30 protein-coding genes and 1 tRNA gene are annotated in these 26,345 nt (G+C 68.7%); 10 read left to right on the plus strand and 21 right to left on the minus strand.

Annotated elements, in window-relative coordinates:
• Positions 1-66: 66 nt before the first annotated feature.
• Complete coding sequence (locus tag FCG67_RS17490; RefSeq protein ID WP_136910961.1) at positions 67-999, plus strand: LysR substrate-binding domain-containing protein; 933 nt, start codon at positions 67-69, stop codon at positions 997-999.
• A gap of 82 nt (positions 1,000-1,081) precedes the next feature.
• Here FCG67_RS17490 and FCG67_RS17495 read toward each other — a convergent pair whose 3' ends face one another.
• The 11 genes from FCG67_RS17495 to sp36 form a co-directional block, all read right to left on the minus strand.
• The gene (locus FCG67_RS17495; protein WP_136910962.1) at positions 1,082-2,422 is read right to left on the minus strand and encodes an MFS transporter; all 1,341 of its coding nucleotides are present in this window, start codon (positions 2,420-2,422) and stop codon (positions 1,082-1,084) included.
• A 208-nt stretch (positions 2,423-2,630) separates the two neighbouring features.
• Positions 2,631-3,626 carry an amidohydrolase family protein gene (locus FCG67_RS17500; protein WP_136910963.1) on the minus strand — a complete coding sequence of 332 codons (996 nt, stop codon included), beginning with the start codon at positions 3,624-3,626 and terminating at the stop codon, positions 2,631-2,633.
• 3 nt (positions 3,627-3,629) lie between these two features.
• Positions 3,630-4,151, minus strand: coding sequence for a 3-hydroxyanthranilate 3,4-dioxygenase (locus FCG67_RS17505; protein WP_136910964.1), 522 nt, complete (start codon positions 4,149-4,151; stop codon positions 3,630-3,632).
• Positions 4,148-4,603, minus strand: coding sequence for a RidA family protein (locus FCG67_RS17510; RefSeq protein ID WP_136910965.1), 456 nt, complete (start codon positions 4,601-4,603; stop codon positions 4,148-4,150). Before FCG67_RS17510 ends, FCG67_RS17505 begins: the two co-directional genes overlap by 4 nt.
• Positions 4,600-5,358, minus strand: a complete 759-nt coding sequence (locus FCG67_RS17515; RefSeq protein ID WP_136910966.1) for a 2-keto-4-pentenoate hydratase — start codon at positions 5,356-5,358, stop codon at positions 4,600-4,602. The genes FCG67_RS17510 and FCG67_RS17515 overlap by 4 nt, the downstream gene beginning before the upstream one ends.
• An 11-nt stretch (positions 5,359-5,369) precedes the next feature.
• Positions 5,370-6,191, minus strand: coding sequence for a 2-keto-4-pentenoate hydratase (locus tag FCG67_RS17520; RefSeq protein ID WP_246045125.1), 822 nt, complete (start codon positions 6,189-6,191; stop codon positions 5,370-5,372).
• Positions 6,188-7,663 (minus strand): 2-hydroxymuconic semialdehyde dehydrogenase, encoded by a 1,476-nt coding sequence (locus FCG67_RS17525; protein ID WP_136910968.1) that lies wholly within the window; start codon positions 7,661-7,663, stop codon positions 6,188-6,190. The genes FCG67_RS17520 and FCG67_RS17525 overlap by 4 nt, the downstream gene beginning before the upstream one ends.
• Positions 7,664-7,739: 76 nt before the next feature.
• Entirely contained in the window at positions 7,740-8,633 is an 894-nt protein-coding gene (locus FCG67_RS17530) for an LLM class flavin-dependent oxidoreductase (RefSeq protein ID WP_136910969.1), read from the minus strand.
• Between the two features lie 82 nt (positions 8,634-8,715).
• Positions 8,716-9,501: an MBL fold metallo-hydrolase gene (locus FCG67_RS17535; RefSeq protein WP_136910970.1), complete on the minus strand. Its 786-nt coding sequence runs from the start codon at positions 9,499-9,501 to the stop codon at positions 8,716-8,718.
• Between the two features lie 123 nt (positions 9,502-9,624).
• Positions 9,625-10,083: a RidA family protein gene (locus FCG67_RS17540; protein ID WP_136910971.1), complete on the minus strand. Its 459-nt coding sequence runs from the start codon at positions 10,081-10,083 to the stop codon at positions 9,625-9,627.
• A 6-nt stretch (positions 10,084-10,089) separates the two neighbouring features.
• Entirely contained in the window at positions 10,090-10,254 is a 165-nt protein-coding gene (sp36, locus tag FCG67_RS17545; protein ID WP_072750449.1) for a Sp36 family protein, read from the minus strand.
• Positions 10,255-10,308: 54 nt separating this feature from the next.
• Here sp36 and bagA point away from each other — a divergent pair, with 54 nt between their 5' ends.
• Both bagA and bagB read left to right on the plus strand, forming a co-directional pair.
• Positions 10,309-11,325: an ATPase BagA gene (gene bagA, locus FCG67_RS17550; protein WP_136910972.1), complete on the plus strand. Its 1,017-nt coding sequence runs from the start codon at positions 10,309-10,311 to the stop codon at positions 11,323-11,325.
• Positions 11,322-12,434, plus strand: coding sequence for an ATPase BagB (gene bagB / locus FCG67_RS17555; protein ID WP_136910973.1), 1,113 nt, complete (start codon positions 11,322-11,324; stop codon positions 12,432-12,434). The genes bagA and bagB overlap by 4 nt, the downstream gene beginning before the upstream one ends.
• Here the strand turns inward: bagB and FCG67_RS17560 are convergent.
• Both FCG67_RS17560 and FCG67_RS17565 read right to left on the minus strand, forming a co-directional pair.
• Positions 12,413-13,669, minus strand: a complete 1,257-nt coding sequence (locus FCG67_RS17560; protein WP_136910974.1) for an MFS transporter — start codon at positions 13,667-13,669, stop codon at positions 12,413-12,415. The two genes, bagB and FCG67_RS17560, sit on opposite strands and share 22 nt — an antisense overlap.
• Entirely contained in the window at positions 13,666-14,148 is a 483-nt protein-coding gene (locus FCG67_RS17565) for a MarR family winged helix-turn-helix transcriptional regulator (RefSeq protein ID WP_211243246.1), read from the minus strand. The genes FCG67_RS17560 and FCG67_RS17565 overlap by 4 nt, the downstream gene beginning before the upstream one ends.
• A gap of 103 nt (positions 14,149-14,251) precedes the next feature.
• Between FCG67_RS17565 and FCG67_RS17570 the strand changes: the two genes are divergently transcribed.
• Both FCG67_RS17570 and FCG67_RS17575 read left to right on the plus strand, forming a co-directional pair.
• Positions 14,252-14,701: a cupin domain-containing protein gene (locus tag FCG67_RS17570; protein WP_136910975.1), complete on the plus strand. Its 450-nt coding sequence runs from the start codon at positions 14,252-14,254 to the stop codon at positions 14,699-14,701.
• A gap of 177 nt (positions 14,702-14,878) precedes the next feature.
• The gene (locus FCG67_RS17575) at positions 14,879-15,526 is read left to right on the plus strand and encodes a hypothetical protein (protein WP_136910976.1); all 648 of its coding nucleotides are present in this window, start codon (positions 14,879-14,881) and stop codon (positions 15,524-15,526) included.
• 96 nt (positions 15,527-15,622) lie between these two features.
• Here the strand turns inward: FCG67_RS17575 and FCG67_RS17580 are convergent, their stop codons facing one another.
• The 3 genes from FCG67_RS17580 to FCG67_RS17590 all read right to left on the minus strand — a co-directional run bounded on the left by FCG67_RS17580 (position 15,623) and on the right by FCG67_RS17590 (position 17,735).
• Positions 15,623-16,558, minus strand: a complete 936-nt coding sequence (locus FCG67_RS17580; protein ID WP_136910977.1) for a hypothetical protein — start codon at positions 16,556-16,558, stop codon at positions 15,623-15,625.
• Positions 16,551-17,174 (minus strand): RNA polymerase sigma factor, encoded by a 624-nt coding sequence (locus tag FCG67_RS17585; protein ID WP_169310554.1) that lies wholly within the window; start codon positions 17,172-17,174, stop codon positions 16,551-16,553. The genes FCG67_RS17580 and FCG67_RS17585 overlap by 8 nt, the downstream gene beginning before the upstream one ends.
• A 237-nt stretch (positions 17,175-17,411) precedes the next feature.
• On the minus strand, positions 17,412-17,735 hold the full coding sequence (locus FCG67_RS17590) for a WhiB family transcriptional regulator (protein WP_077043079.1): 324 nt from the start codon (positions 17,733-17,735) through the stop codon (positions 17,412-17,414).
• A gap of 251 nt (positions 17,736-17,986) precedes the next feature.
• Between FCG67_RS17590 and FCG67_RS17595 the strand changes: the two genes are divergently transcribed.
• A complete protein-coding gene (locus tag FCG67_RS17595; RefSeq protein WP_211243247.1) occupies positions 17,987-20,359 on the plus strand; it encodes a penicillin-binding protein in 2,373 nt (790 codons plus the stop codon).
• A 69-nt stretch (positions 20,360-20,428) separates the two neighbouring features.
• Here FCG67_RS17595 and FCG67_RS17600 read toward each other — a convergent pair whose 3' ends face one another.
• The gene (locus tag FCG67_RS17600) at positions 20,429-20,905 is read right to left on the minus strand and encodes a GatB/YqeY domain-containing protein (RefSeq protein WP_077043081.1); all 477 of its coding nucleotides are present in this window, start codon (positions 20,903-20,905) and stop codon (positions 20,429-20,431) included.
• 69 nt (positions 20,906-20,974) lie between these two features.
• Here FCG67_RS17600 and FCG67_RS17605 point away from each other — a divergent pair, with 69 nt between their 5' ends.
• Both FCG67_RS17605 and FCG67_RS17610 read left to right on the plus strand, forming a co-directional pair.
• Positions 20,975-21,937 (plus strand): metallophosphoesterase, encoded by a 963-nt coding sequence (locus tag FCG67_RS17605; protein ID WP_425467851.1) that lies wholly within the window; start codon positions 20,975-20,977, stop codon positions 21,935-21,937.
• Positions 21,938-21,975: 38 nt separating this feature from the next.
• Positions 21,976-22,049, plus strand: a tRNA-Pro gene (locus FCG67_RS17610).
• Positions 22,050-22,149: 100 nt separating this feature from the next.
• Here FCG67_RS17610 and FCG67_RS17615 read toward each other — a convergent pair.
• From FCG67_RS17615 to FCG67_RS17625, 3 genes are all read right to left on the minus strand, one after another.
• The gene (locus tag FCG67_RS17615) at positions 22,150-23,085 is read right to left on the minus strand and encodes an AraC family transcriptional regulator (protein ID WP_136910980.1); all 936 of its coding nucleotides are present in this window, start codon (positions 23,083-23,085) and stop codon (positions 22,150-22,152) included.
• Between the two features lie 54 nt (positions 23,086-23,139).
• Positions 23,140-24,066: an NADP-dependent oxidoreductase gene (locus FCG67_RS17620; RefSeq protein WP_136910981.1), complete on the minus strand. Its 927-nt coding sequence runs from the start codon at positions 24,064-24,066 to the stop codon at positions 23,140-23,142.
• A gap of 149 nt (positions 24,067-24,215) precedes the next feature.
• Positions 24,216-24,857 carry a TetR/AcrR family transcriptional regulator gene (locus FCG67_RS17625; RefSeq protein WP_211243248.1) on the minus strand — a complete coding sequence of 214 codons (642 nt, stop codon included), beginning with the start codon at positions 24,855-24,857 and terminating at the stop codon, positions 24,216-24,218.
• A 340-nt stretch (positions 24,858-25,197) separates the two neighbouring features.
• Between FCG67_RS17625 and FCG67_RS17630 the strand changes: the two genes are divergently transcribed.
• Together FCG67_RS17630 and FCG67_RS17635 are read left to right on the plus strand one after the other, a co-directional pair.
• Complete coding sequence (locus tag FCG67_RS17630; RefSeq protein ID WP_136910982.1) at positions 25,198-25,608, plus strand: VOC family protein; 411 nt, start codon at positions 25,198-25,200, stop codon at positions 25,606-25,608.
• A 170-nt stretch (positions 25,609-25,778) separates the two neighbouring features.
• Positions 25,779-25,973 (plus strand): hypothetical protein, encoded by a 195-nt coding sequence (locus tag FCG67_RS17635; protein WP_136910983.1) that lies wholly within the window; start codon positions 25,779-25,781, stop codon positions 25,971-25,973.
• A 130-nt stretch (positions 25,974-26,103) separates the two neighbouring features.
• On the opposite strand, the gene FCG67_RS17640 is transcribed toward FCG67_RS17635, so the two are convergent.
• Positions 26,104-26,286 (minus strand): hypothetical protein, encoded by a 183-nt coding sequence (locus FCG67_RS17640; protein ID WP_097213001.1) that lies wholly within the window; start codon positions 26,284-26,286, stop codon positions 26,104-26,106.
• Between the last annotated feature and the right edge of the window lie 59 nt (positions 26,287-26,345).

The following is a 26,345-nucleotide window of genomic DNA, read 5'->3' on the forward strand; positions in this document are numbered from 1 at the left end:
TAGCAAAGACAAAGAACTGTAGGGTTCAGCTATTTCCGAGGGTCAAATCCCGATAGGCTCGGCGGCATGGACACGCCCCGACTCCTCGACGGCCGGCTCAAGCTCCGGCACCTGATACTGGTCGACGCGCTGACCCGACAGGGCAGTGTGGTCGGCGCGGCCGCCGCACTCCACGTGACCCAGCCCGTGGCCACCCGCAGCCTGCACGACCTCGAGTCGATTCTCGGCGTGGAGCTGTACGAGCGCGGTCCGCGCGGTATCACGCCGACGATCTTCGGGGAGGCCTTCACCTCGCACGCAAGGGCCGTCATCGCACAGCTGACGCAGGCCGGCAGGCATGTGGTCGAGCTGGCCGACGCCGATCGCGGGACCGTGGTGGTCGGCACCCACCTCGCCGGATCGAACGTCCTGCTCCCGGGAGCCATCGCGCGCCTGAAGGTGGAACGACCACTGCTCACGGTGATCGTGCGCGAGGGAACCCCAGAGACGCTGCTCGTCGAGCTCGAGGCCGGCCGTGTCGACCTGATCGTGGGTCGGCTCACCTCCCCCACCGACCAGTCCGCCATCCGCGACACCCTCTACGAGGAATCGGTGGAACTGGTCACCCGCGCCCGCCATCCACTGGCCGAGCTCGACAGCCTGACCCTCGCGGACCTGGCCGACTACCCCTGGATCCTGCCGGGTGTCGAGACCTCGCTGCGCCGCGAACTCGAGGAGTTCTTCGCCAGGAACGGCATGCCGCTGCCCGAGAACCGGGTCGAGGCAACCTCGTTCCTCACCGTCCGTCAGCTGCTCATCGAAACCGACATGATCGCCGTGTTGCCGAGCCTGATCCCGCGCGACGACGCTCGGCTGACCACCCTCCCGGTGACGCTGGATCCGATCGGGCACCGCGTCGGGATCACGCTCTCCCCCGGACGCACCCTCAGCCCTTCGGCCGAGGCGCTCGTCGGCAACCTGCGCCGCATCGCTGCGGAGCTCGCACCCACAGATCGGTGAGTCGGTCCCACGACACCGAACAGCGACGAGCCGCCCACCCGTCGGGTGAGCGGCTCGTCGAATGATCCTGGGCGGGTGCGGCCTACACGCGTACGCGCTCCGCGGCGGCCGAGAGCTCCGGCCCCCGCGAGCTCGACGGGACGAGCCGGAACAGCGCGATCGCACCGGCCAGACTGATCGAGCAGATGACCACCAGGTACCAGGTGACACCGACCGAGGAACCGGTCGCGTTCAGCAGCGCCGTCGAGATCATCGGCGCGAGCCCACCACCGAGGATGGCCGCGGTCTGCAGGATGAGCGACGATCCGGAGTAGCGCACCCGGGCCGGGAAGGTGTCCGCGATGATGCTGCCCTGCACGCAGTGCGTGACGGGAATGATCAGGCCCATCCCGAGGAAGGCGATCACCGCGAGCGCCGAGTTCTCGGTGTTGAGCAACGGGAAGAACGCGATGCACCACAGCAGGATGGCCGCCGACCCCGCGATGAACATCGTCCGCCTGCCGTAGCGGTCCGCGACCGTCGTCCACACCGGGATCGTGGCGAACCACAACACGGCGGCGGCGGTCACGCTGAGCACCAGGAACTGCTTGTCATATCCCAGGTGCTGGGTGCCATAGGACAGCGTGAACACCATGAAGGCGTACGCGACGGCGGAGTTGGCCACCACCGCGAGCAGGGTCAGCGAAAGCCGAGGGAACCCGACCTTGAGCGACTCCTTCAGCGGGAAGCGGACCACGTCCCCCTTCTCGAGAATGCCTGCAAACGACGGGGATTCGGTCACCCGCAGCCTGATCACCAGGCCGATCGCGACGAGCACGAAACTCAGCAGGAACGGGATACGCCAGCCCCACGACTCGAAAGCCGCGTCCGAGAGCACCGCGTTCGTCGTCAGGAAGATGGCGTTGGCGAGCACGAGCCCGGCAGGCGTGCCCATCTGCGGAAACCCGGCATAGAGGTTCTTCTTACCCTCGGGCGCATGCTCCATCGACATCAGGGTGGCGCCCGCACCCTCGCCGCCGAGGCCGATGCCCTGCACGATCCGCATCGCGACCAGCAGGACCGGGGCCCAGAAGCCGATGGAGTCGTAGTTGGGGATGAGACCGATGAGCGTGGATCCGACGCCCATCATCACCAGCGATACGACCAGTGTCGCCTTGCGACCGATGCGGTCACCGAAGTGCCCGAACACCAGGCCGCCAAGGGGACGGGCGATGAAGCCGACCGCGAAGGTGCTGAACGCGGCGAGGGTGCCCACCGACGGGCTCAGGCTGGGGAAGAACTGCTTGTTGAAGATGAGCGCTGCGGCGGTGCCGTAGAGGAAGAAGTCGTACCACTCGAGCGTTGTGCCCGCGAGGGTGGCCATGGCCACCCGGCTGCGGGCCGCCGCGGCAGGGCCGGGACGGTGTTCCGGGTTCTCGTTCATCGTGGGACCTATCATGTTGGGAGACAACGAATGTGATTGCGATAGCCGCGAGAGTCGAAGTTCCGCTTACCGTGAGACCGAGCGCGGGAGGCGGTGACGATCACAGTCTCACCCTGTGAGCCATGACACACAAATGCCGATTCGCTGATCTGTCATACCTATTTCGGCATAGCCGGGATCGCTTTCGGCCGGCCCGCCCACCTACCGGTCAGCTCAGCCCCAGGAATCGCTCGGCATTGCCACGGGAAATGAGCTGCCGTGCAGCATCATCGAGAAACTCGCTCTTGCGCACCACCTCCCCGACCGGACGTTCCCCGAGCGGATAGGGGTAGTCACTACCGACCATCACCCTCTCGACACCGACCGTGTCGACCAGCAGTCGCAGCGCCCGTTCGTCGAAGACCACAGAGTCGACGTAGAAGCGCCCGAGGTAGTGCGACGGCGGGAATTCGGATGTCCCGATCACGTCGTTGCGCCCGTGCCAGGCATTCTCCATCCTCCCCAGCCAGAAGGCGAAAGATCCACCGCCATGCGCGAATCCGATCTTCAGACTCTCGTCGATCCGGTCGAACACGCCGCCGAGTATCAACGCCAGTATCGAGAGGTGGGTCTCGGCAGGCATCGCGGTCAGCCACTGCGCCATCCACCGATCCAACCGAGGGGAGTTCGCCATGTCCCACGGGTGCACGAACACCGGCACCCCCAGCGAGGCACAGTGCTGCAGGAAGGTGACCACGCCTTCGCTGTCGAGGTCCAGGTCGCCGACGTGGTTGCCGATCTCGACGCCCCGATGACCGTTGGCGACGCACCGCTCGAGCTCACGGCACGCGGCATCGGTGTCCTGCAATGGAACCTGACAGAACGGAATCAGTCGATCCGCGGCAGGCGCGACGATCTCCAGCGCCAGGTCGTTGAAGATCCGTGCGATCCGCTCGCCCTGCTCGCCGGTCCGGCCGTAGTTGAAGAATGCCGGGGTCGGCGAGACCACCTGGGTGCGGACACCGTCCGCGTCCATGTCCCGCAACCGGATCTCGGCATCCCAGCAGTCCGCCTGGATCCGGCGGAACTCCTTCGTGCCCATCATGATCATCGCCTCGGACTCGGACTCGACCCGCAGCCATGGCGCCTCCGGGCCCGCCGCCGCAGTGAGGTCGGGCCAGCCGTTCGGCACGTAGTGGGTGTGGACGTCGATCATTCCGCTCACGTCTCACCCCTTGCCCGGATGGAGGGCCCCGCAGTTCCCGCAGGTGCGGGCTTCGACACTCTCGTAGAACAGGGTGAACACCGGAGGCAGGTCGGCGACGATGTCCCGGACCTGGAGTTCGACCTCGTGGATCAGCGCATCGCAGTCGATGCAGTACCACTGGAACTTCTCGAGGGTGCCCTCCTCGCGCACCCGCTCGATGACCAGGCCGATCGAGCCCGCGGTCGGACGCTGCGGCGAATGAGGCAGATTGCCGGGCAGCAGCCAGGTCTCGCCCTCGCGAATGTGCACGGTCTCGGGGCCGTTCTCCGTCATGACGTTGACGTGGATATCGCCCTTGAGCTGGTAGAACCACTCCTCGTACGGATCCAGGTGGTAATCGGTGCGCTGGTTCGGCCCACCGACCACCTGGACGATGAAGTCGCTGCCGAGGGCCATGGTCTGGTTGTTCACCGGAGGCTCGAGCAGATGCTCGTTGTCGGCGATCCACTTCTGGAAGTTGATGGTCGGCGGGACTCGGGTCATGGCGTGGCCTCCGATGTGGCGGTTGGGTTCTGCGGGCGGGCGACGGGTCGGTACGCGACGCCCTGCATCTCGATCAGCAGGTGGGGGTGCGGGAGCTGGTGTACCGCGACGGTGGTGCGGGTGGGACCCGTCTCGTCGAACAATTCCGCGTACACCTCGTTGTAGCCGCCGAAGTCGTTCATCGACACCAGGTACGAGGTGACCTGGACGAGGTCGGAGAGCTCGGCGCCGACCTCGGCGAGGATGGCGCGCATGTTCTCGATGACCGCACGCGTCTGGGCGCGGATGTCGAGCGAGGTGGTGCCCATCTCGTCGACCGCGACGCCGACGAACGTGTTGTCCGGCCGTCGCGAACTCGTTCCCGAGACGTATACGAAATCCCCGGCGACCTTGACGTGCGGGAACCGGCCCCGCGGCGTGGCCAGCCGCCCGATCACCTTGGCGTCGCTCATTTCGCTCCCCGCACGCTGACGCGGCCGAGGCCGGCGATGTGGCACTGCGCGACCTCGGCGGTCAACGTGACCGCCGCGGTGGCCGCACCCGCGAGCACCACCTGCCCCGCCCGCAGTGGCATCGCCCGACGACGCGCCATGTCCACCAGCGCGTGCAACGCGCGCACCGGATTGCCGAGGATCGCCGAGGTGGATCCGACCGCTTGCCTGCTGCCCACCTCCAGCCGAACAGCTCGGTTGTCGACATCCTGCATCCGCTGCCATTGCCCCAGCACATAGCCCGCAGCTGAGGTGTTGTCGGCCACCACGTCGGTGTACGTGAAACGGAAGTCCCGATAGCGGGAGTCGATGATCTCCATGGCAGGCGCCACCGCGTCCACGCAGGACACGATGTCCACGGCCGGATCGTCCGGGTCCACGTCGCGGGCCAGCCGGTACGCGATCTCCGGCTCGATCTTCGGGTGGATGAACCGGGCCAGGTCGACGTCGCCGCCGTCCTCGATCCGCATGGCGTCGGTGAGCTGCCCGACGATCACGTCGGACACACCCATCTGGGCCATCTTCGCCTTGCTCGTGAACCCGAGCTTCACCCCGACGATGGACTCCCCTCGGCCCGTCCGGCGGCCGATCAGGGCGTTCTGGATCCGGTAGGCATCGTCGCTGTCGATCTCATGGCTGTCCGCGAGGCTGGGTGTGTCGGCGGCCGTCCGCTGGGCGAGGTCCAGGCGATCTGCGAGCCCGTCGATTTCGATCATGTTGAGCTCCTTCACTTCTCACGTCCTCCCGGTACCGACTCGATCACGGCGTCGACCTCGCCCAGCCCGTCGAGCCGAAGCCGGAAGGTGCCGGCCTCGGTGATCGGAACCATGGGACCCAGTGCACCGGACATGACGATGTCGCCTGCCCGCAACGGCTGCTCACGAGTGACGAGCTCCCGGGCCAACCAGGCGACGGCCACGACCGGGGAGCCGAGACAGGCGTGACCCGCACCGAAGGACACCTGCTCGCCGTCCCGTTCCAGGGTCATCCCGACCCGTGACAGATCCAGTCCGGTCAGCGAGTACGGGGTGGTCCCCAGGACGACGGCTCCGCTCGACGCGTTGTCCGCGACCGTGTCGGTGATCGCCAGGTCCCAGTCGGTGATCCGTGAGTCGACGATCTCGATGGCGGGCAGGACGAAGTCGGTCGCGCGCAGGACGTCGGCGACGGTCGCTCCCGGCCGGTCGATGTCCCGTCCGAGCACGAACGCGATCTCGCCCTCGGCCCGCGGCTGCAGGAACCGGGCGGCAGGCACGGGCTCGGTGTGGCCGTACATCATGTCGTCGAGAAGCACGCCGAAGTCCGGCCGGAAGACACCGAACTGCTGCTGCACCGCCGGCGCCGTGAGTCCGATCTTCGCGCCGACCACGCGCGCCCCCCGACCCACCTCGGCGGCGATGACCCGACGCTGGACCTCGTAGGCGGCGTCGACGTCGCTCTCGCCCAGGAACTCCCGCACCGGCGCGGCAGGCACCAGCGACGCCCTGGCGGCGATGAGCCGCTCGGCGGCCGCATCGAGTGCCGTGGTCGATCCCAATGTCACAGTCACAGTTGCACACACACATTCGTGGGTTCGGTGTAGAAGTGGAGTGATGATTCGCCGCCCTCCCGGCCGATCCCGGAGAGCCCCGCACCGCCGAAGGGCGAGCGGAGCTCGCGCGTGAACCAGGTGTTCACCCAGGAGATTCCGACCCGCATCTGCTGCGCGACGCGGTGCCCGCGGCGCAGGTCGTTCGTCCAGACCGCCGCGGCGAGCCCGTACTCGGTGTCATTGGCGAGCGAGATCGCCTCCTGCTCGGTGTCGAAAGGGATGAGCGCCGCGACCGGTCCGAAGATCTCCTCTCGCACCGCGCGATCGGCATTCGTCAGCCCGGTCCAGAGCGTCGGCTCGATCCAGGAGCCGCCGGCGAGCTCCGCACCCAGGTCGGGGATCCCGCCGCCGGTGAGCACCTTCGCCCCGGCCTGTTCGGCGATCTCGAGGTAACTGCGAACCTTTTCGCGGTGAGCCTGCGAGATCAGCGGCCCGGTGGTCGTCGTCGCGTCGGCGGGTCGGCCGAGCCGAAGTCCCTCGGCGCGCTCGACGAGCCCGGCCGCGATGTCGTCGAAGATGCTGCGCTGCACGTACACCCGTTCGGCACACAGGCACACCTGCCCGGTGTTCGCGAACACAGACCTGGTCAGGCCGGCGAGGGCCTCGTCGATGTCGACATCGTCGAACACCACCGCGGCATTCTTGCCGCCGAGCTCGAAGGAGACGGGACGAACTCGCGGCGCGACCGTCTTCATCACATGGGATCCGGTCGCCGAGGAGCCGGTGAAGGTGACCCCGTCGATGTCCGGATGATCGGTGAGGAATTCCCCGGCCGAGTTCCCACCGAACCCGTGCACCACGTTGTAGACGCCCGCAGGAAGTCCCACCTCCTCCAAGACCTCCGCGAGCAGCGTCGCGGTGGAGGGCGTCTCCTCGCTCGGCTTGACGACAACGGCGTTGCCGCAGGCAAGTGCGGGCGCCACCTTCCAGGTCAGCAGCAGCAGCGGCAGGTTCCACGGCACGATCACCGCGACCACCCCCAAGGGCTTGCGTACCGCGTAGTTCAGCGCCTGCCGCCCGCCGCCGAGGTCGGTGAGGAACGACTCCTGTCCCGCCGAGGCGACCACGTCCGCAAAGGTGCGGAAGTTGGTCAGCGCGCGGGCCACGTCGAGCTCGCGGGCCTGGGTGATCGGCTTTCCGGTGTCGGCCATCTCCGCGGCGACGAACTCCTCGAACCGCTCCTCGATCCGATCCGCCGCCCGCCGCAACAGGGCCGCCCGCTCCCGCACGGGGGTATCGGCCCAACCGTTGTCGAGCGCGCGCCGCGCCGATCGCACGGCACGGTCGACGAGAGCGATGTCCGCCTCGTGCACCCGGGCCACCAGCTGCCCGGTGGCGGGATCGAGGTTCTCGAAGCTTCGCTCCGGGTCCGGATCGACGAAGCCGCCGTCCACGTAGTTGCGAATCCAGGCTTCGCGGGGTGTGGTCATGCATTCATGATTGGCGGGGAATCCATGCCGAACAAATGCGAATTTCCTCGCCAGCTATGCGTATATCGGCATAGCTTCACCCCCGCCGGTCGGCGACCGCCTCACGAACCGCAGGGACGACCTCCACCGCCCACTTCTGGTGCTGGAACGGGTCATCGCCCTCGGCGCCGAAAACGAAGGTGTCCATACCCGATTCGAGCACCAGCTCGGTCAGCTCGTCGACCCACTGCTCGAACGGCCCGTTGAGGAACCCGCTGCTCGGCCCGTCGGTGATGGCCCCGAACACGTTGTAGATCCGCTGGATCGCCGCGGGGTCGCGGCCGGCCGCCATCGCGGACTCGTCGATGCGCGCGTGCAGGCCGGGCAGCACCGGCGGTGGAAAGTAGCTGACCGACGGGACCCAGCCGTCAGCCTCGCGGCCGAGCAGACCGAGCATCCGCGGACCCCCGACCCCGAGCCACAGCCCGATGTCGTGCGCGGGCCGCGGCCCCGGATGCGCACCCGAGAGCCGGTGGTGAACGCCCTCGTACCGCACCGACTTCTCGTCCGACCACATGAGCCGGATGACCTCGACGGCCTCGGACAACGCGCTCGCGGCCTCACCGGGCGTGCATTCCGGTCCGCCCATCCCCCCGATCGCCGGCCAGAACGCACCCGCCCCGAGCGCCAGCTCGAACCGCCCGCCGGAGATGACGTCCAGGCTCGCGGCCGCCTTCGCCATCACCGCGGGTGGTCGCAGCGGAAGGCACGCCACGTCGGGGAACACCCGGACCCGGGTGGTGCGCGCGAGCACCACGGCCATCAGCGACCAGGTGTCCAGGAATCGCTTCTGATACGGATGATCCTGGATGCCGACGAGATCGAGCCCCTCGTCGTCCGCCATCGCGACGAGGTCGAGGATCTCGTCGACCCGGTCGGCGTCCGGGGTGGGGAACATGCCGAACTGCAGTGGACGTCCGTAGTCGGTCATCGCCGCGCTCCTCGGTCTCGACTGCGTCTGATGTCCACAGTCACCGACGTGGCCCGAATGCGCAACGGTCGCCGAGGCCGGCTCAGCGGCGCAGGTACTCCAGCTGCACCCGCACGGACTGCTCCGCGACCGGCCAGAGGCTCTGATCGACGTCGGAGTAGACGTGCTCGACCACCGCGCGGGGGCCAGCGTGGGCACCGAGGACCTCGAGCGCCGCGCGCACCTGATCGAGTCGCTCCTCGCGGTGGCTCAGGTACTGCTTCGCCACCGTCTGCAGGTCCGGCAGGTCCGGACCGTGCCCGGGCAGCACCGCCCGGCCCGTGCCCAGGTCGATGAGCGCGCGCAGCGAGGCCAGGTAGTCGCCGAGGTCGCCGTCGGAGGCGTCCAGAACGGTGGTGCCCCGACCCAGGATGGTGTCGCCGGTCAGCACCGACCCCTCCCCCTCGATCACGAACGAGGTCGAGTCCTTGGTGTGGCCTGGGGTGCGCAGCACCCGAATCGCGAGACCGACCTCTTCGATCAGCTCACCGTCCGGCAGGCCCGCGTCGGTGTGCGTCCGGAACCGCGGGTCAACGGAACGGACCGGACTGCCGGTCAGCGCGGCGAACCGCTCGACGCCCCCGGTGTGGTCCCCGTGCCGGTGCGTGATCAGGGTCAGCGCCACGGGGCCGACCGCCGCCACCCGCAGCAGGTGCTCCTCGTCGGCGTCACCCGGATCGATCACCACACATTCCTCGCGGCCGGGCGCCCGCAGGATCCAGGTGTTGGTGCCGTCGAGCGTCATCATGCCCGGGTTGTTCTCCAGCATCACCGCCGCGATCGGGGTGACCTGGCGCAGCTGGGCGTACGCCGGATGTGCCGTGGTCATGGGCTCACTGTACGACCCCGGCGTCGCCGCGGGCGTTGGGCCGCATGTGGATTGAAAACTCGCGCTGACGCCCGCGCGCGGGCCCATCGATTGTCGGGCCGATCGCGCGCGGGCGCGCAGCAGCTAGCGGACTTCCGCGATGACCTCGACCTCGACCGGCGCGTTCAGCGGCAGCTCGGACACGCCGACCGCGGACCGGGCATGCACGCCCGCGTCGCCGAAGACCTCGCCGAACAGCTCGGAGGCGCCGTTGATGACACCGGGCTGCCCGGTGAACCCCTCCGCGGAGGCCACGAAGCCGACCACCTTGACGATGCGCACCACCGAGTCGAGTCCGACCAGCGCATCGATCGCGGCCAACGCGTTGAGCGCGCAGGTCCGGGCGGCGACCTTGGCGAAGTCCGCGGCGACCGCGCCGCCGACCTTGCCGGTCAGCTGCAGCTCACCGTCGATGAAGGGCAGCTGGCCGGAGGTGTAGACCAGGTTCCCGGTCCGCACCGCCGGAACGTAGGCCGCGACCGGCGCCGCCACGTCGGGCAGCTCGATCCGCAGGTCCGCGAGCCTGGCCTTCCAATCGGTCATGACGGATCAGCCCTTCGGACGCTTGAGGTAGGCCACGTGCTGCTCGCCGGTCGGGCCGGGCAGCACCGACACCAGTTCCCAGCCGTCGCCACCCCACTGGTCGAGGATCTGCTTGGTCGCGTGGGTCAACAGCGGAACGGTGGCATATTCCCAGGTAGTCAATTCGCTCATGCCGCTGAGCCTAGTCGGCCGACGCCGCGCTCCCGCGACTTATAGGCTCGGGGGGTGGCAGCACCCGCGACAGCACCCGTATACGAGTGGCCCGCCAAGGCGGACAAGGCTCGCCTGCATTTCGTCTCAGGGAAGGGCGGCACCGGAAAGTCCACGGTCGCGGCCGCTTTGGCGCTCGCGCTGGCCGCGGGCGGCCGACGGGTCCTGCTCGTCGAGGTCGAGGGCAGGCAGTCCATCGCGCAGCTCTTCGACGTGCCCCCGCTGCCGCCCGAGGAAACGAAGATCGCCACGGCCGACGACGGCGGCGAGGTCTACGCGCTCGCCCTCGACATCGAGCACGCGTTCCTCGAGTACCTGGACATGTTCTACAACCTCGGCTTCGCCGGTCGGGCCATGCGCAAGCTCGGCGCCATCGAGTTCGCCACCACCATCGCGCCCGGCCTGCGGGACGTGCTGGTCACCGGCAAGATCAAGGAGTGTGTGGTGCGCACGGACAAGTCTGGCGCCCGGATCTACGACGAGGTCGTCGTCGACTCCCCACCCACCGGCCGGATCGGCAGCTTCCTCGACGTGACGAAGGCGATGGCCGACCTCGCCAAGGGCGGACCGGTGTATTCGCAGTCGGAGGGGGTGGTCCGGCTGCTGCACTCCGACGAGACGATGGTCCACCTGGTGACCCTGCTCGAAGCCCTGCCCGTGCAGGAGACCACCGACGCGGTCGTGGAGCTGGAGGCGGCCGACCTCCGGCTGGGCACGGTGATCGTCAACCGCAGCGGCACCGCCTACCTGCCGACCAAGGCGATGGCGCAGGCCGCCGACGGAACCATCGACGCGGACGCGGTCCGGGCCGGGCTGGACGCCGCCGGGATCTCGCTGTCCGAGGCCGACTTCGCGGGCCTGCTCACCGAGACCATCGAGTACGCCTCGACGCTGCGCGCCCAGGACGACAGCGCCGCCACCCTCGACGAGTTGGACGTCGCGCGGCTGCACCTGACGGCGCTGACCGACGGCATCGACCTCGGCGGGCTGTACGAGCTTGCCGAGCAGCTGGCCGAGCAGGGCGTCCGATGACCACGACTCTCGACATCGACGCGATCCTCACCGACCCCGCGTCACGGATCGTGGTGTGTTGTGGGGCGGGCGGCGTCGGCAAGACGACCACCGCCGCGTCGATGGCGCTGCGCGCGGCCGAGGAGGGGCGCCGGGTCGTGGTGCTCACCATCGATCCCGCCCGCAGGCTCGCCCAGGCGCTCGGGGTGCGCGAACTCGACAACTCCCCGCAGCCGGTGCAGCTGGCCCCTGGCGCCACCGGTGAGCTGCACGCGATGATGCTGAACATGCGTCGCACGTTCGACGACATGGTGATCGAGCACTCCGCCCCGGACACCGCGCAGCAGATCCTCGCCAACCCCTTCTATCAAACGGTTGCCACGTCCTTCTCCGGCACGCAGGAGTACATGGCCATGGAGAAGCTGGGTCAGCTGGCCGCCAGCGACGAGTGGGATCTGGTGGTCGTGGACACCCCGCCCTCGCGCAACGCGCTCGACTTCCTCGATGCCCCGCAACGCCTCGGCGCGTTCCTCGACGGCCGGATGATCCGGATGCTCTCCGCTCCGGGCCGCGGGATCGGACGCCTGGTCACCGGCGCCATGGGCCTGGCGCTCAAGGCGGTGAACACCATCGTCGGCAGCCAGATGCTGTCCGACGCATCGGCGTTCGTGCAGTCTTTCGAGTCGATGTTCGGCGGGTTCCGGGAGCGGGCCAACCACACCTATCAACTGCTCCGTGCGGAGGGCACCCATTTCCTGGTGATCGCGGCAGCCGAGCCGGACGCGCTCCGGGAGGCGTCGTTCTTCGTCGATCGGCTGTCCACCGAGGGGATGCCGCTGGCGGGGCTGGTGCTCAACCGGACCCATCCGACCCTGAGCTCCCTGTCGGCGGATCGGGCGACGGCCGCGGCCGATCAGCTGAAGGAACGGGGCGAGCACCCGTTGGCGGCGGCGGTCCTGAAGATCCACGCCGAACGGGCCCGCACCGCGCAGCGAGAGCTGCGGCTGCTCGGCCGGTTCACGGGCGCCCATCCCCGGGTGCCGGTGGTCGGCGTGCCGTCGTTGCCTTTCGAGGTCTCCGACCTCGAGGCGCTGCGCGCGGTCGCCGATCAGCTGACCGGCCGGGGCTGACCGACCTCGTCGACCACCGCCGGCCGGGGTTGCCGCACCACGAGCGCGGCGGCGCCTGCGGCGATCAGGCAGGCGGCCGCGCCCATCGCGAGCGCGACCCGGCCGCCGAACTGCTCGGCGACGGCACCCGCGATCGGCCCACCGATCGGCGTCGACCCGAGGAAGGCCACCGACCACAGGGCCATCACCCTGCCGCGCATGCCGGGTTCGGCCTCGAGCTGCAGGGTGCTGTTCCCGATGGAGAGGAATCCGACGCTCGCGGCGCCGACCAGCACCAGGATCACCAGCTCGAGCCAGAGGGTCGGGGCGACCGCGGCCGCGGCGATCAGCACCCCGAACGACGTCGCCGCCCAGATCAGTGCGGGGATCCCGGTCTTGCCGCGGGCGGCGACGAACAGCCCACCGACCACCGCACCGAATCCCATCGCGGCGGTCATGAATCCGTAGACGCTGGCGTCGCCCCCGAAGGTGTCACGCGCGAGCACCGGCAGCACCACCTGGAACTCGTAGGCCAGGCAGCCGACCAGCGCCATCATCAGCAGCGGGACCAGCAGCGCCGGGGTGCGCCGCACGTACCTCAGGCCCTCCCGCAGCTGACCCGGCCCCCGGTGCGCGGGCGGAGAGGGACGTAGGGCGCCGAGGTCGAGGGTGACCAGCGACACGACCACCGCGACGAAGCTGACCGCGTTCAGGAGGAAGCAGAGCCCGAGACCGCCTGCCGCGATGATGATGCCTGCGACCGCGGGCCCGACCGCGCGGGCCACGTTGACCAGGACCGAGTTCAGGCTGACCGCGTTGCGCAGGTCCTCGGGGCCGACCATCTCCAGCACGAACGCCTGTCGTGCGGGGTTCTCGAAGCTGTTGTTCACCCCGAGCAGGAACGCGAGCACGTACACCTGCCACAGGGTCACCGTGTGGGTCACCGTGAGAATCCCGAGCACCAGCGCGAGCACGCCCATCATCGACTGCAGCCCGATCATCAGCCTGCGCTTGTCCAGGCGGTCGGCGACGACGCCGCCGTACGGGCCGAACAGCAGCACCGGCAGGGTCTGCAGCGCGATCACCAGGCCGAGCGCGGTGCCCGACCCGGTCAGCTGGAGCACCAACCACGCCTGCGCGACGGCCTGCATCCAGGTGCCGACCATCGACACCGCCTGCCCGCCGTAGTACCGGCGGAAGTTCGGGGTGGCGAGGGACGCGAAGGTCCGGTGCGCGGTCGCCGCGAGCGTGGTCACGGCCGGCCGCGCGCGGCGGTGCCCGACCCGGAGTCGGCCGGCTGCGGCGCGATCTCCCTGGCCAGCGACTCGAGCGCGGGCAACGCGGATCGAAGGGCCTGCTCCTGCTCCTCGGGCAGCCGGGAGAGTGCGTCGGTGAACAGTCGGGTCCGTTCGCCGCGCAGCCGGCGATGCATCCGCTCACCGGCCTCGGTGACCTGCACCTGCGCGACCCGGCGGTCCCTCGGGTCGGTCGAACGCTCGAGCAGGCCGTCGGCCTCGAGCTTGCCGACCACCCGCGAGAGCATTGTCGGGTTCAGTCCCTCGGTCTCGGCCAGCGCGCCCAACCGCAGCGGGCCCAGTCGCCCGACGGTGCCGAGCACGGAGAGCTGCGTCCGGGTCATGCCGTCGCCCGAGACCTGCCGGTCGACCAACCGGGCGATCCGGCCGAGGGCGATCTTGAGGCGGGTGACCTCGTCCTCCGAGTGCACCGTCGCCATCGCTACCCCTTCGCTATTAGTTGCCTATCGGCAAGCATATAACTCTCCGAGGAAACGTGTCGACCGCCTGACGGGAACGGCAGGCGCTGCAACGATCGGTGCCATGACGGAACTGCCCGACTGGGCGCGCGAGCTGAACCTCGCGCCACACCCCGAGGGCGGCTGGTATCGGGAGACCTGGCGCAGTGGCATCACCGTCCCGGCGACCTCCCTGCCCGGCGACTACCCCGGAGCCCGGGCCGCCGGGACCGCCATCCTGTTCCTGTTGATGCCGGGCCAACAGTCCGCGTGGCACACCGTGCGCAGCGAGGAGATCTGGCTCCACCACCGCGGCGGCCCGCTCCTACTGGACCTCGGCGGGGACAGCGACCGGCCAGGCCGGGTCACCGAACACCTCCTCGGCCCCGACATCGTTGCCGGTCAGGCTCCGCAGCTCGTGGTCCCGGCGCGGCACTGGCAGCGGGCCAGGCCGGCCGGAGACGAACCGACCCTGGTCAGCTGCGTCGTCGTACCGGGATTCGACTTCGCCGACTTCCGGCTGGTCGACGACTAGCCGTCCGGATGGATCATCCGGCATAGGCCGGCGGCATCGTATCGACCATCTTCGTATCGTTTAACGCAATTGTGTTCTGCCGCAATTCTTTTGAAGCTCCAATTGCGGCGCGGCGGCGCATCTATGCTCTCTGCGCACGGGGCGGATATCGTCCCCATCGAGAACCTGGAGGTTGGGATGATTCGTTCGGTTGTGGGCCGGGTGGCCACGGTCGCGGCTACGGCTCTCATGGTCGGCGGAGGTGCAGCGGTCGGATCCGGTACCGCGTCGGCCGATCTGGTCGAAGTCATGGTGGTCAAGCACTTCGGGGACATTTCCGTGACCAGGATCGCGGACCAAACCGGCCATGGGCCCGCGTACGTGCGGCCGGGCGAGACCATCACGATCACGAACGAGTTCCAGGTCAACGAGGGACCCGATCGGCTGCTCACCCGCATCACCGATCACAGTCCGGACGGTCTCGAGTACGTCCCGGGCAGCGCGAGGTTGAGTATTCAGCACGGCTACACGTATCCCTGGGAACATGTGCCGGTGACACCTGAGCTCGGCCCCGGCACGGTCACGATGTCGGCCGCCCCGGGGACGGGATGGACGATGACACCCGCGGACACGGTTCACTTCAGGGCCACCTATCGCGTTCCCGACGCCGCCCAGGACGGATCGAGGCCCGCCAGCGGCGTCACCTTCGACGTCGCCGGGCAGGAGCAGAGCACGGAGTGGAACCCGAGCAGCCTGCCCATCGTGGTCGGAGAGCGACCCGACCCCTCTGCCGGGTCGGGCTCTGCGGACCGCATCAATTCCGGTTCCGCCGCGCTGATCGGGTGATGACGGGGTGACCTGACGCTCGCTCAGGCCAGATCGTCCTCGCCACCGCGGGCTGCGATGCGCCGCAGCCCGCGGTGGCCTCATCCGAGTGCACGCTCAGGCGTAGGCCAGCGGCATCGTGTTGACCATCTCGGCCGAGACGTAGACCTGACCGCCTGCAGGCGCTCCTTCGCGGTCTGCCGTTTCGGTGCTGAGCAGGGCGCTCGTCTCACGGTCGATGACCAGCCGGTCGGCGTAGCCCTCCTCGAAGGTGAACTCCAGGACATCGCCGGGCCGACCGGTTCTATCCGCGCCGACCCCCAGGTCACGTGCCTTGATCGCCTCGAGGTCGAGCCCGGCCAGGACCCGGTATATCCCCGCCTTGACCTCGGGAGTGACTCCCGGGTCGGGGAGCAGTTCGGTCGCCAACCGGTACAGCGCCCGGTCGGGCGCCTCCCCGGGATACCCCAGCCCCAGTTCGCTCGACAGGCTCAACATCCGTGTCCGCAGCCGGTACGGGTCGGTGGGGAGCTCGGCCAGCTGCGCGCTCGTCAGGTAGCCGGAGGTTTCTTCGAGGTCGCCCCCGGCCTTGCCGACGAGGGCGGTTCCGTCCGGGCGCACGTATCTGTCGTATGTCGGCTGGCCCTCGTCGGTGAGGTTGACGAACCGCAGGTGCCGGATCGGTCCGGTTCCGGCCGGATCGGACGTCTCCGCAACCAGAGCCGCTTGCTGCAGGGTGAACTGCGGGCCTGCGGCGAGGACCTGCGCGTGCTCGGGCCCGCCGAGTCCGTCGTCTCCGACGACGAAAATCGACGCAGCGACAGCAACGCAGGCGGCTGCACCCACGCCCGCCACGACCCGCCAGATCCGTCGACGGCGCTGGTCGAGTCGAACGACCGTGGCGCGGGAATCGGGGGCCTCGACGGCGGGTGGCTGCGTGGAGGTCTCGGTCTCGATGGTGCGCATCAGGTTCTCTCTCGCTCGGAGGACGACCTCGTCGCGGGGAGGCTGCGGCTCGGGTCGCCGACCGCGGATCTCCGTGAAATCACGCATGCCCTTCTCCTTGCCTCGACTCGGTCTGTTGTCGTCCTGTTCTTGCGGGATCGGCGGGTTCCGGTTCACGGAGCTTGCGTCGGAGTCGGTTCAAGCGAGACCGCACGGTTCCGATCGGGATCTGTAGCGTCTCGGCGATCTCGGCGTAGCTGAGTTCCTCCCATGCATGGAGAAGCAGCGTGTCGAGATCGGCCTGCGGCAATCGCCGGAGTCGGCGCTCGAGCGCCCGGAACTCACGCCGGGCATCGAGCGAATTGTCGACCTGCTCCTCGAAGGCCACCGGGTCCTCGGGCCTCGCGTGACGGGCGAGCAGGGCGACCTCCCTATTGAGGCGGCGACGATTCCCGTGCAGGAGATTGCCTGCGATGCCGTACAGCCAGGGCAGCGCCTGCTCGTACTCGAGATCGAAACCGGCCCGTCTACCGAACGCGATCGTGAACACGTCCGAGGCGAGATCATCCGCGGCATCCGCCCCTGCCCTACGAGCGAGGTATCGGTGAATCGTGGCGAAATGACGATCGAAGATGCCCGCGAAGGCGTCCGGATCCGTCAGCGACCGGGCGATCAGCTCATTGTCTCGCGGGGCCGGGACCTCGCGGAGTGCATCAGTGTCCACATGCCTACTTGTCACCGACGCCGCTCCCGGTTCACGGCCGGCTCAGCCCGAGGATGAGGCGGGACACCCCCGTAGATAACAACACGGTCACGTGGCCATTCGGTCCACGGGGAAAACCGGCAGGAGTTTCTACGGGTGAAATGAATCGAGCGGGTTCTCACAGCCGATAACGCGGGGTGTCGTTACCTCCGCGGACCGGCCCGGCCGGGGCTTTTCGCCCCAGCCGGCGCGCCGGTGTCAGACGGCGTTGGACTGCGACCGCTGGGTGTCGAAGAAGTCGGCCCAGGACTCGACCTCGGGGTGCTGCTTGAGCAGGGCACGGCGCTGACGCTCGGTCATGCCTCCCCACACACCGAACTCGACCCTGTTGTCGAGGGCGTCGGCGCCGCACTGCATGAGAACAGGGCAATGCCGACAAATCGTGGCGGCCTTGCGCTGCGCGGCACCACGAACGAACAACTGGTCAGGATCAACTGCCCGGCATCTGGCCTGTGCGACCCAAGCGATACGGGCCTCGGCTTCCTCGACGTCCAACCGGTGGGCCGTGGTGATAACGGTCATTCTGGTGCCCCTCTGCAGTCCAAGCGTCGCCCTCGCAGACGCTCTGGAATTACGTATGACCCGCCGTATCACAGCGAGTCACACCACATTCCTCAACGAGTGTTATCTCTATCACACTCAGAAGACAACTTAGGCATTGAAGATCGCCTAGCGCAAGGTGCTGAGGCATTTTTTTGGTACGGACGTCCATCAAGTGCTGCATGCGGCCCACATCTGCAGGTCGCGGACGCTCGTCCACGTAGGCTGTCCCCGTGCCGATCGCAAAAACTGTCGCGAAGCTCGCCGGATGCTCCGCTCTTGCCGGGGCTCTGCTCGCGGGCGTCATGTTTCCCCTGGCCGGCGGGTTCGGAATCCTCTCGAACCGGGCCGCCGATACCGTCGACAACGTCTCGGCCGAGCTGGTGCAGGGCGATGCCCCCACCGTCTCGACCATGGTCGACTCCGCGGGCAACCCCATCGCCTGGCTCTATGAGCAGCGCCGATTCGAGGTGCCGAGCGACAAGATCTCCAACAACATGAAGCTGGCGATCGTCTCCGTCGAGGACAAGCGGTTCGCCGATCACCAGGGCGTGGACTGGCAGGGCACGCTGCGCGCCTTCCTGACGAACACCACCAGCGGCCAGGTCCAGCAGGGCGCCTCCACGATCGACCAGCAGTACGTGAAGAACTACCAGCTGCTGGTCGTCGCCAAGACCGACGCGGAGCGCCGGGCCGCCATCGAGACGACCCCGGCCCGCAAGGTGCGCGAGATCCGGATGGCGTTGACCCTGGACAAGAAGCTGACGAAGGACGAGATCCTCACCCGGTACCTGAACCTGGTCCCGTTCGGCAACGCCTCGTTCGGCATCCAGGACGCGGCCCGCACCTACTTCGGGATCGACGCGAAGGATCTCGGGCTCACCCAGTCCGCGATGCTCGCGGGCATGGTGCAGTCCAGCTCCGCGCTGAACCCGTACACCAACCCCGAGGGCGTGCTCGAGCGCCGAAACATCGTGCTCGACACCATGATCGCGAACATCCCCGACCGCGCAGCCGAGATCCGCGCGGCCAAGGAGGAGCCGCTCGGCGTCCTGCCCGAGCCGAACACCCTGCCCCGCGGCTGCATCGCCGCGGGCGACCGCGGCTTCTTCTGCGACTACGCGCTGCAGTACCTGGCCAACTCCGGGATCAGTCGCGAACAGGTCAACAAGGGCGGCTACCTGATCAAGACCACCCTCGACCCGGTCCTGCAGAACTCGACGCACAGCGCACTGACCGCCACCGCGAACCCCACGATCGACGGGGTGGCCGAGGTGATGAACGTCGTGCAGCCCGGGCAGGATCAGCACCGGGTGCTGGCGATGAGCAGCAGCCGGACCTACGGCCTCAACGGCGAGATCAACGAGACCGTGCAGCCGCAGCCGTACTCACTGGTCGGCAGCGGCGCGGGTTCGGTGTTCAAGCTCTTCACCACCGCCGCGGCGATGGAGAAGGGCCTCGGCACCAACGCGACCCTCCAGGTCCCCGGCCGCGCGGAGGTCAAGGGCATGGGCTTCGGCGGCGCGAAGGGCTGCCCGGCCAACATGTATTGCGTCGAGAACGCCGGCAAGTACCCGGCCACGATGTCCGTCACCGACGCCCTCGCCCAGTCCCCGAACACCGCGTTCGTGAAGCTGATCGAGCAGGTGGGCGTCGCCCCGACCGTCGACATGGCGGTGCGCCTCGGCATGCGCTCCTACGCGCAGCCGGGCACGTCCGGTCACGACAACCAGTCGATGGCGGACTTCCAGAAGGAGCAGAACCTCGGGTCGTTCACCCTCGGCCCCACCTGGATCAACCCGCTCGAGCTCTCGAACGTCGCCGCGACCCTCGCCTCGCACGGAAAATGGTGCCCGCCGACGCCGATCGACTCGATCTACGACCGCAACGGCAAGCCGGTGTCGATCACCCAGGAGGCCTGTGAGCAGGTAGTCGAGCCGGGCCTGGCCGATACCCTCGCCAACGCGATGAGCAAGGACGACAAGCCCGGTGGCACCTCGGCCGGCGCCGCCGGATCCGTCGGCTGGACGCTGCCGATGGCAGGCAAGACCGGCACCACCGAGTCGCACATGTCCTCGGCGTTCGTCGGCTTCACGAACAACCTGGCGGCCAGCGTCTACGTGTACGCGGACTCGCCGACCCCCCGCGAGATCTGCACCTCGCCGCTGCGACAGTGCGGCGACGGCAACGTGTTCGGCGGTAACGAACCCGCAAGGGCCTGGTATCTCGCGATGAAGCCGGTGGTCGACAAGTACGGTCCGACCTCGCTGCCGCCGATCGACCCGAAGTACCAGAAGGGTTCGAAGAACGGTCAGGTGCCGGAGGTGACCGGGATGACCCAGTCGCAGGCGACCGGCGCATTGCAGGCGGCCGGGTTCACCGTCAACGCCGTCACCACGTCGGGACCGCCGCCGCGCGGCGACGTGCTGAGCACCTCGCCCGCAGGCTCTGCTGTGCCCGGTTCGGCGATCACGATCTACGTGAGCGACGGCTCGGCGAAGGCCGCCGCACCGCCCGCACCGGCGCCCGGACCGGCGGCCGCGGTACCGCCGCCGATCCAGATCCCGGGCCTGCCGCCGATCCAGCTCCCCCCGCTGCCGCGCTGAGGCGGCTGCGCCGCCCGTGAGTGCTTGTGGACCCCATAGGGACTGGAAGCACTCACGGGCGCGCAGCGCCTAAAGTCGGTCCTTGACCGCCTTCGAGACGCGGGTGCCGTCGGCCTTGCCTGCCGCGAGCGCGGTGGCGGCCTTCATGACCTGACCCATCTGCCGCATCCCGGGCCGCTCACCGATCTCCTCCGCGACCTGCGCGATCGCGGTGTCCGCAACGTCGGCCAGCTCGGCGTCGGTCAGCGGGGTCGGGAGGTACTCGTCGATGATCTGCGCCTCGGCCCGCTCGGTCGCGGCCAGCTCGCCGCGCCCCGCCTCGGTGTAGATCTCCGCGGACTCGCCGCGCTTCTTGGACTCCTTCGCCAGGACCTTGAGGACCTCTTCGTCGGTGAGTTCGCGGGCCTCCTTGCCGGAGACCTCCTCGGTCTGCACAGCGGCGAGCAGCATCCGCAGGGTCTGCAGACGGAGTGCGTCCTTGGCCTTCATGGCGGCCGTCATGTCGGCCCGGAGCGTGGATTTGAGGGAGGAAGTCGAATCGGACATGGTGCCGAACGCTACGCGCTCCGTGCACTGACGCGCATGTCGATTGCGCGCGCTGCGTATCCTGAAATGGTGTTAGACGACTCACGCAACGTGCTCCGGGGAACAGCGGCCGGACTGGCGGGCGCCGCAGCGCTCGGAATCGGGTATGCCTCGCTGATCGAGCGGAACGCATTCACCCTGCGTGAGGTCACCATGCCGGTCCTCGAACCGGGGTCATCGTCGCTGCGGGTGCTGCACATCAGCGACCTCCACATGATGCCGAATCAGAAGCTCAAGCAGAACTGGCTTCGCGAGCTCGACCGGCTCGACCCCGACCTGGTGGTGAACACCGGTGACAACCTGTCGCACCAGCGTGCGGTGCCCGCGGTGGTGCAGTCGCTGACCAACCTGCTCGGCCGCCCGGGGTTGTTCGTCTTCGGCAGCAACGACTACTTCGCCCCGAAGCCGAAGAACCCGTTCAAGTACTTCAAGAAGGAACACAAGCGCACCCACGGCGAGCCGTTGCCGTGGCAGGATCTGCGCGCGGCCTTCACCGAACGCGGCTGGCTGGACGTCACGCACACCCGGCGGGAGCTGGAGGTGGCCGGCATCCGGATCGCCACCGCGGGCGTCGATGATCCGCACCTCAAGCGGGATCGCTACGACACCATCGCCGGGCCGCCGAACCCGATGGCCAACCTCAAGCTCGGCATCACCCACTCGCCGGAGCCCCGCGTGCTGGACCGGTTCGCGGAGGACGGTTACGACCTGGTGCTCGCCGGACACACCCACGGCGGCCAGTTGTGCCTGCCGTTCTACGGTGCGCTGGTCACGAACTGCCAGATCGACCGCTCGCGGGTCAAGGGCCCGTCGAAATGGGGAGCCCACACCCAGCTGCACGTCTCCGCCGGCATCGGCACCTCCCCGTACGCGCCTGCCCGGTTCTGCTGCCGGCCGGAGGCGACGCTGTTGACCCTGGTCGCGGCGCCGAACAAGGGCCCCAGTAAGGGCGTGCGACCAGGCGTTTCGTCTTCCGCGGCAGTCGTGCGCTAGACTTTCGCTCGCTGCCCGATGAGGGCAGATGCAGGGCACGGGGTGTGGCGCAGCTTGGTAGCGCGCTTCGTTCGGGACGAAGAGGTCGTGGGTTCAAATCCCGCCACCCCGACAGTGCCAGAAGGACCCGATCCGCGACGCGGATCGGGTCCTTCGTCGTTATGGGAGGGCTCGGCCGGATCGTCCCGCGGCGCCGACGCCTGCGGTCGACATCAGGCCGCGCGCACCTGACGTCGATAGCTCCCCGGCGCCAGCCCGTACTCGCGCTTGAACGCCTTCGCGAAGGCGAACTCCGAGCCGTAGCCGGCCCGGGCGGCGACGGAGCTGAGCGGTGCGTCGGATTCACGCAACACCCTGGCTGCGGTCGTCATGCGCCAGCGGGTCAGGTACGCCATCGGCGGTTCCCCGACCAGGGCGGTGAACCGCCGGGCGAAAGCGGCGCGGGACAGTCCGGCCCGGCCGGCGAGCGACTCGACCGACCACGGGGCCGACGGATCCTCGTGAATGGCGGCCAGCGCGGGAGCGACCGCCCTGTCGGCCAGCGCGGCGGCCCAACCCTCCGCGTCCGCGCCGGGCTGGGCCTCGAGCCAGGCCCGCAGGATGTACAGCAGCAGCGAGTCGATCAGCGCCGGCACGATCCCGTCTGACCCGACGCGCGGGTTCTCCAGCTCGGCGCCGAGGAGCTGGACCGCCGCACTGAGCTCGGGGTGACGGCCGTGTCCGGTCGGCAGGTGCACCACCTCGGGCAGCTGCCGGACCAGTGGGTGCGGCCGCCGTTGGTCGAGGTGGTAGTTCCCGCACAGCAGGCTGGTCCGGGGGCCGTCGCCGCCGACCGACACCGTGCCGATCGGCGACCCCGGTTGAAACTGCTCGGCCGTCTCCACCGCGGCCGGGGTGGACGGGTGGTCGGCGAGGATGTGGCCGCGGCCATCGCGCAGGAAGATCACGTCACCGGGGCTCAGCGCGACCGGCTTCAGGTGCGGCGCGTCCTCGAGGGGGACGAGCCAGCAGGTGCCGTGCAGCACCACATGGAAGCCCGCCCCCGCGACCGGCGGCAACCGCAGCCCCCACGGCGCGCGCCCGTCGGTGCGGACGGAGGAGGGATGTCCGGTCCGCATCGACGCCAGCGCCTCGGTCAGGATGTCCACCGCCCCGCGCCTCCTTCGATTGCCCAGCGATCGCAACGATACGGCCGCCCCGCGTCAGGCGACGCTCAGCACGACCTTGCCCCGCACCTGCCCCGACTCGAGCAGCTCGTGCGCCTTGCCCGCGTCGGCGAGCGGGAACGTCTCCTCGATGTGCGGGCGGATCCGCCCGGCGTCGACGAGCTCGGCGATCGCCTCGAGTGCGGCATAGTCCGGTTCGACCGACACCCCGGCGAAGCGCCGACCCGCCGCCTCGACCTCGGCGGCGAGTTCCCGGTTCCCGTGCTCGAGGATGCTGACGAGGGTGCCGCCGAGGCGCAGCACGCTCAGCGAACGCGCACCCTGGGCAGTGGAGTCGAACACGACGTCTATGTCGCGGAGCACCTCGGTGAAGTCGGTGACCTGGTAGTCGATCACCTCGTCGGCGCCGAGCCCGCGGACGAAGTCGTGCTTGGTGGCACTGGCCAACGCGATCACGTGCGCCCCGCGGGATTTCGCGATCTGCACCGCCAGGTGGCCGACACCGCCCGCGGCACGGTGGATGAGCACGCGGTCACCGGCATCCACCCGTGCCGCGTCGACGAGTCCCTGCCAGGCGGTGAGCGCGGCGAGCGGGAGGGCGGCCGCCTGCACGTGATCGAGCGAGGCCGGCTTGCGGGCCACCTGCCTGGACGGCGCGGCGACGTACTCCGCATAGCCGGTCGCGGCGCGCGGGAAGAACGGCATCCCGAAGACCTCGTCGCCGACCGCGAACCGGGCCCCAGGCCCGGCCTCCTCGACCACCCCGGAGATGTCCCAGCCGACGCCGAAACTCGGCTCCCCCAGCAGCTTGAGGGCGCCCGATCGGACAGCCACGTCCACCGGGTTCACCGCGCTCGCGTGGACCCGGATGAGCACCTCGCCGCTGAGCGGCGCGGGTCGTTCGGTCTCGGCGATCTCGAGCACCTCGGGACCACCGAAGGACTTCTGGATGACAGCCAACATGGGAACTCTCCTTTGTCGTTTTCGTCGTTGCCGTCGACATTAGGGAGAACCAACGAGCCGGAGAATATCCTGATTGCTCGGAAACATGTCCGATCGTCTCGCCGGTGGGCAGCTGCGGTGGCCGGGTCGATGCGGCCGCGCCGCTCCGGTCACTCGCCCGCGCGCACCGCGTAGTCCGCAAGCGCAGGCTCGACGAGGTCGAAGGCCCGCCGCCCCGATTCACCGACGCGCTCGGCGATCTCGTCATTGCCGAGACCGTCGAGCGTGAACCGCACGACGTCCCCGAAGAGCACCCGGTGGACGCCACCGAGCACCGCCGCGACCGCGCGTGCGGTGATGTCACCCGGCTCCGCGCCGGTCTCGACCGCCAGGACCGCCGCGAGCGATTCCTCACGCTGCTCGTTCAGCTCACGCAGCCGCGCGGTCAGGGTGGGGCTGTCGGCGATCATCCTGGCAAAAGGCAACCCCGAGAAGCCGATGACGGGGTCCTGACGCTGCACGTCCGCCGCGAAGGCCCGGCGCAGCGCCGCCAGCGCGGACTCCCCCGGCTCCCGCTCCGACACCGTCCTCGCGAGCCCGGACGTGAATGCCTCGTGGTGGTCGAGAGCCAGATCCTCCTTGCGCGGGAAGTAGTTGGTGACGGTCTTCTTGGCCACCCGTGCCGCGGACGCAATGTCCGCGATGGTCGTCTCCTCGAATCCGTGCTCGAGGAACAGCTCGGTCGCCCGGTCCGAGATCTCCTGCCGGGTCTCCCGCTTCTTCAGTTCCCGCAACCCCATGCCATCTGCCATGAGTGCAGCCTCCCATAGGTTCGACGTCTTTTTACATCCGACGTAATAATTTCCTTGACCTTACGTGCCCCGAATGTATAATTACGTCCGTCGTAAGTTTCTAGCCGACAGAACAGGGGCTCCCGTGACCGCCAACCCGCACTCCCTGCCCACCGCCCTCGCCGCCGCATCCAGCACCCCGGGTGCACCAAAGCTCCCCCGGGCCGGCCGCCCGCACCAGCCACTCCCCGGCCGCGTCAATCCGGTACGTCGCCCATTCGGCGCACCGCGACGTCACGGCTACTGACCTCGGGCACCCGCCGCGCCACACCCTCACCCATCTCGCCCGAAGGAGTCACCCATGCAGGTCACCACTTCCACCATCTCGCTCACCGTCGACGACGTCGCCGCGTCGAGCGCGTTCTTCGTCACCCACCTCGGCTACCGCGAGCAGGCCGCGGCGGACGGTTTCGCCTCGCTGAACCGGCCCGACGCGGCGGTCGACATCGTCCTGCTCCAGCGCGGGATCGAGGTGCTGCCCGAAGGGTTCCGCGACCGCCACGCGGACGGCCTCATCCTCGCGTTCACCGTCGACGATCTCGCTACACAAGAGGCGCGGATCAAGTCGGAGGGCGTCGAGATCACGATGGCGCTGCGGGAAGAGCCCTGGGGCGAGAAGTTGTTCCAGGTGACCGACCCCAACGGCATCGTCGTCCAGTTCGTCGAATGGGCCGACCAGGACGCGCCAGAGGACGCCGCGGCGCTCGCCTGAGGCCCCCGCTCCGCCTGAGGCCCTCCGGTGCCGTCCCGACGTCGGGGCGCACCGGAGGGCTCCGGCGAATAGACGCAATGACCACACGAGAAGTCCCGCAATATTCGCCGCGCCTGCCCGAACGCGATGTGCTGTAATAGCGAGGTTTGGGGGATTCCGGAGGGGGAATTATGTCCGATCCATTGCAGGTTGACCCTGCCGATCTCGATGCGTTTCCATCGACGGTGCATGATCTCACCGACCAGAACGAGTCCGCCCGCGACTTTCGGGGCGAATGGCTGAGCCTGTCCAGCACGAGTGGTCGCCTCTTCTTCGCGGTCACCCAGGCATTTCAGAAGAAGCGGTGCAGGCTCGGCGCCAACTGAGCGGAACCCGAGACACCACGTACTCGCCAAAAGGAAAGTGACCCTGGACTTCTAAACCGAGCTCCGGTCCACGCTCCGGCCGGAGCCGCAGGCGTTGGGGAGTCCCTTTCGTTAGCCGGTTCACCAGCTCTCAGCGGACCAGCGCCTCGAAGACCTCGTAGACCATCCAGGCCGGCCAGAACAGCCCCTGAACGATCGCGAGGACATACTCCCAGAACGTGTCCGCCTGCTGCCAGAACCACACCAGCGCTCCGAAGATACCCAGGGCGTAGATCGCACCACCCCCGGCGGCGCCGGTTTTGCTGTCGCTCATGATGATGCCTCCCCGTCGACGAGTCCCGATCTGCCTTCAATGTCATCACCGTCGGTCGC

This window comes from Rhodococcus oryzae (genome assembly GCF_005049235.1).
GTDB lineage: Bacteria > Actinomycetota > Actinomycetes > Mycobacteriales > Mycobacteriaceae > Rhodococcus_G > Rhodococcus_G oryzae.

Coding starts and splice junctions, on each gene's coding strand:
- FCG67_RS17490 (WP_136910961.1), top strand. CDS start 67: ATGGACACGCCCCGACTCCTCGACGGCCGGCTCAAGCTCCGGCACCTG.
- FCG67_RS17495 (WP_136910962.1), bottom strand. CDS start 2,422: ATGAACGAGAACCCGGAACACCGTCCCGGCCCTGCCGCGGCGGCCCGC.
- FCG67_RS17505 (WP_136910964.1), bottom strand. CDS start 4,151: ATGACCCGAGTCCCGCCGACCATCAACTTCCAGAAGTGGATCGCCGAC.
- FCG67_RS17510 (WP_136910965.1), bottom strand. CDS start 4,603: ATGAGCGACGCCAAGGTGATCGGGCGGCTGGCCACGCCGCGGGGCCGG.
- FCG67_RS17515 (WP_136910966.1), bottom strand. CDS start 5,358: ATGATCGAAATCGACGGGCTCGCAGATCGCCTGGACCTCGCCCAGCGG.
- FCG67_RS17525 (WP_136910968.1), bottom strand. CDS start 7,663: ATGACCACACCCCGCGAAGCCTGGATTCGCAACTACGTGGACGGCGGC.
- FCG67_RS17530 (WP_136910969.1), bottom strand. CDS start 8,633: ATGACCGACTACGGACGTCCACTGCAGTTCGGCATGTTCCCCACCCCG.
- FCG67_RS17535 (WP_136910970.1), bottom strand. CDS start 9,501: ATGACCACGGCACATCCGGCGTACGCCCAGCTGCGCCAGGTCACCCCG.
- FCG67_RS17540 (WP_136910971.1), bottom strand. CDS start 10,083: ATGACCGATTGGAAGGCCAGGCTCGCGGACCTGCGGATCGAGCTGCCC.
- sp36 (WP_072750449.1), bottom strand. CDS start 10,254: ATGAGCGAATTGACTACCTGGGAATATGCCACCGTTCCGCTGTTGACC.
- bagB (WP_136910973.1), top strand. CDS start 11,322: ATGACCACGACTCTCGACATCGACGCGATCCTCACCGACCCCGCGTCA.
- FCG67_RS17565 (WP_211243246.1), bottom strand. CDS start 14,148: ATGGCGACGGTGCACTCGGAGGACGAGGTCACCCGCCTCAAGATCGCC.
- FCG67_RS17570 (WP_136910975.1), top strand. CDS start 14,252: ATGACGGAACTGCCCGACTGGGCGCGCGAGCTGAACCTCGCGCCACAC.
- FCG67_RS17575 (WP_136910976.1), top strand. CDS start 14,879: ATGATTCGTTCGGTTGTGGGCCGGGTGGCCACGGTCGCGGCTACGGCT.
- FCG67_RS17580 (WP_136910977.1), bottom strand. CDS start 16,558: ATGCGTGATTTCACGGAGATCCGCGGTCGGCGACCCGAGCCGCAGCCT.
- FCG67_RS17590 (WP_077043079.1), bottom strand. CDS start 17,735: ATGACCGTTATCACCACGGCCCACCGGTTGGACGTCGAGGAAGCCGAG.
- FCG67_RS17600 (WP_077043081.1), bottom strand. CDS start 20,905: ATGTCCGATTCGACTTCCTCCCTCAAATCCACGCTCCGGGCCGACATG.
- FCG67_RS17620 (WP_136910981.1), bottom strand. CDS start 24,066: ATGTTGGCTGTCATCCAGAAGTCCTTCGGTGGTCCCGAGGTGCTCGAG.
- FCG67_RS17625 (WP_211243248.1), bottom strand. CDS start 24,857: ATGGCAGATGGCATGGGGTTGCGGGAACTGAAGAAGCGGGAGACCCGG.
- FCG67_RS17630 (WP_136910982.1), top strand. CDS start 25,198: ATGCAGGTCACCACTTCCACCATCTCGCTCACCGTCGACGACGTCGCC.
- FCG67_RS17635 (WP_136910983.1), top strand. CDS start 25,779: ATGTCCGATCCATTGCAGGTTGACCCTGCCGATCTCGATGCGTTTCCA.
- FCG67_RS17640 (WP_097213001.1), bottom strand. CDS start 26,286: ATGAGCGACAGCAAAACCGGCGCCGCCGGGGGTGGTGCGATCTACGCC.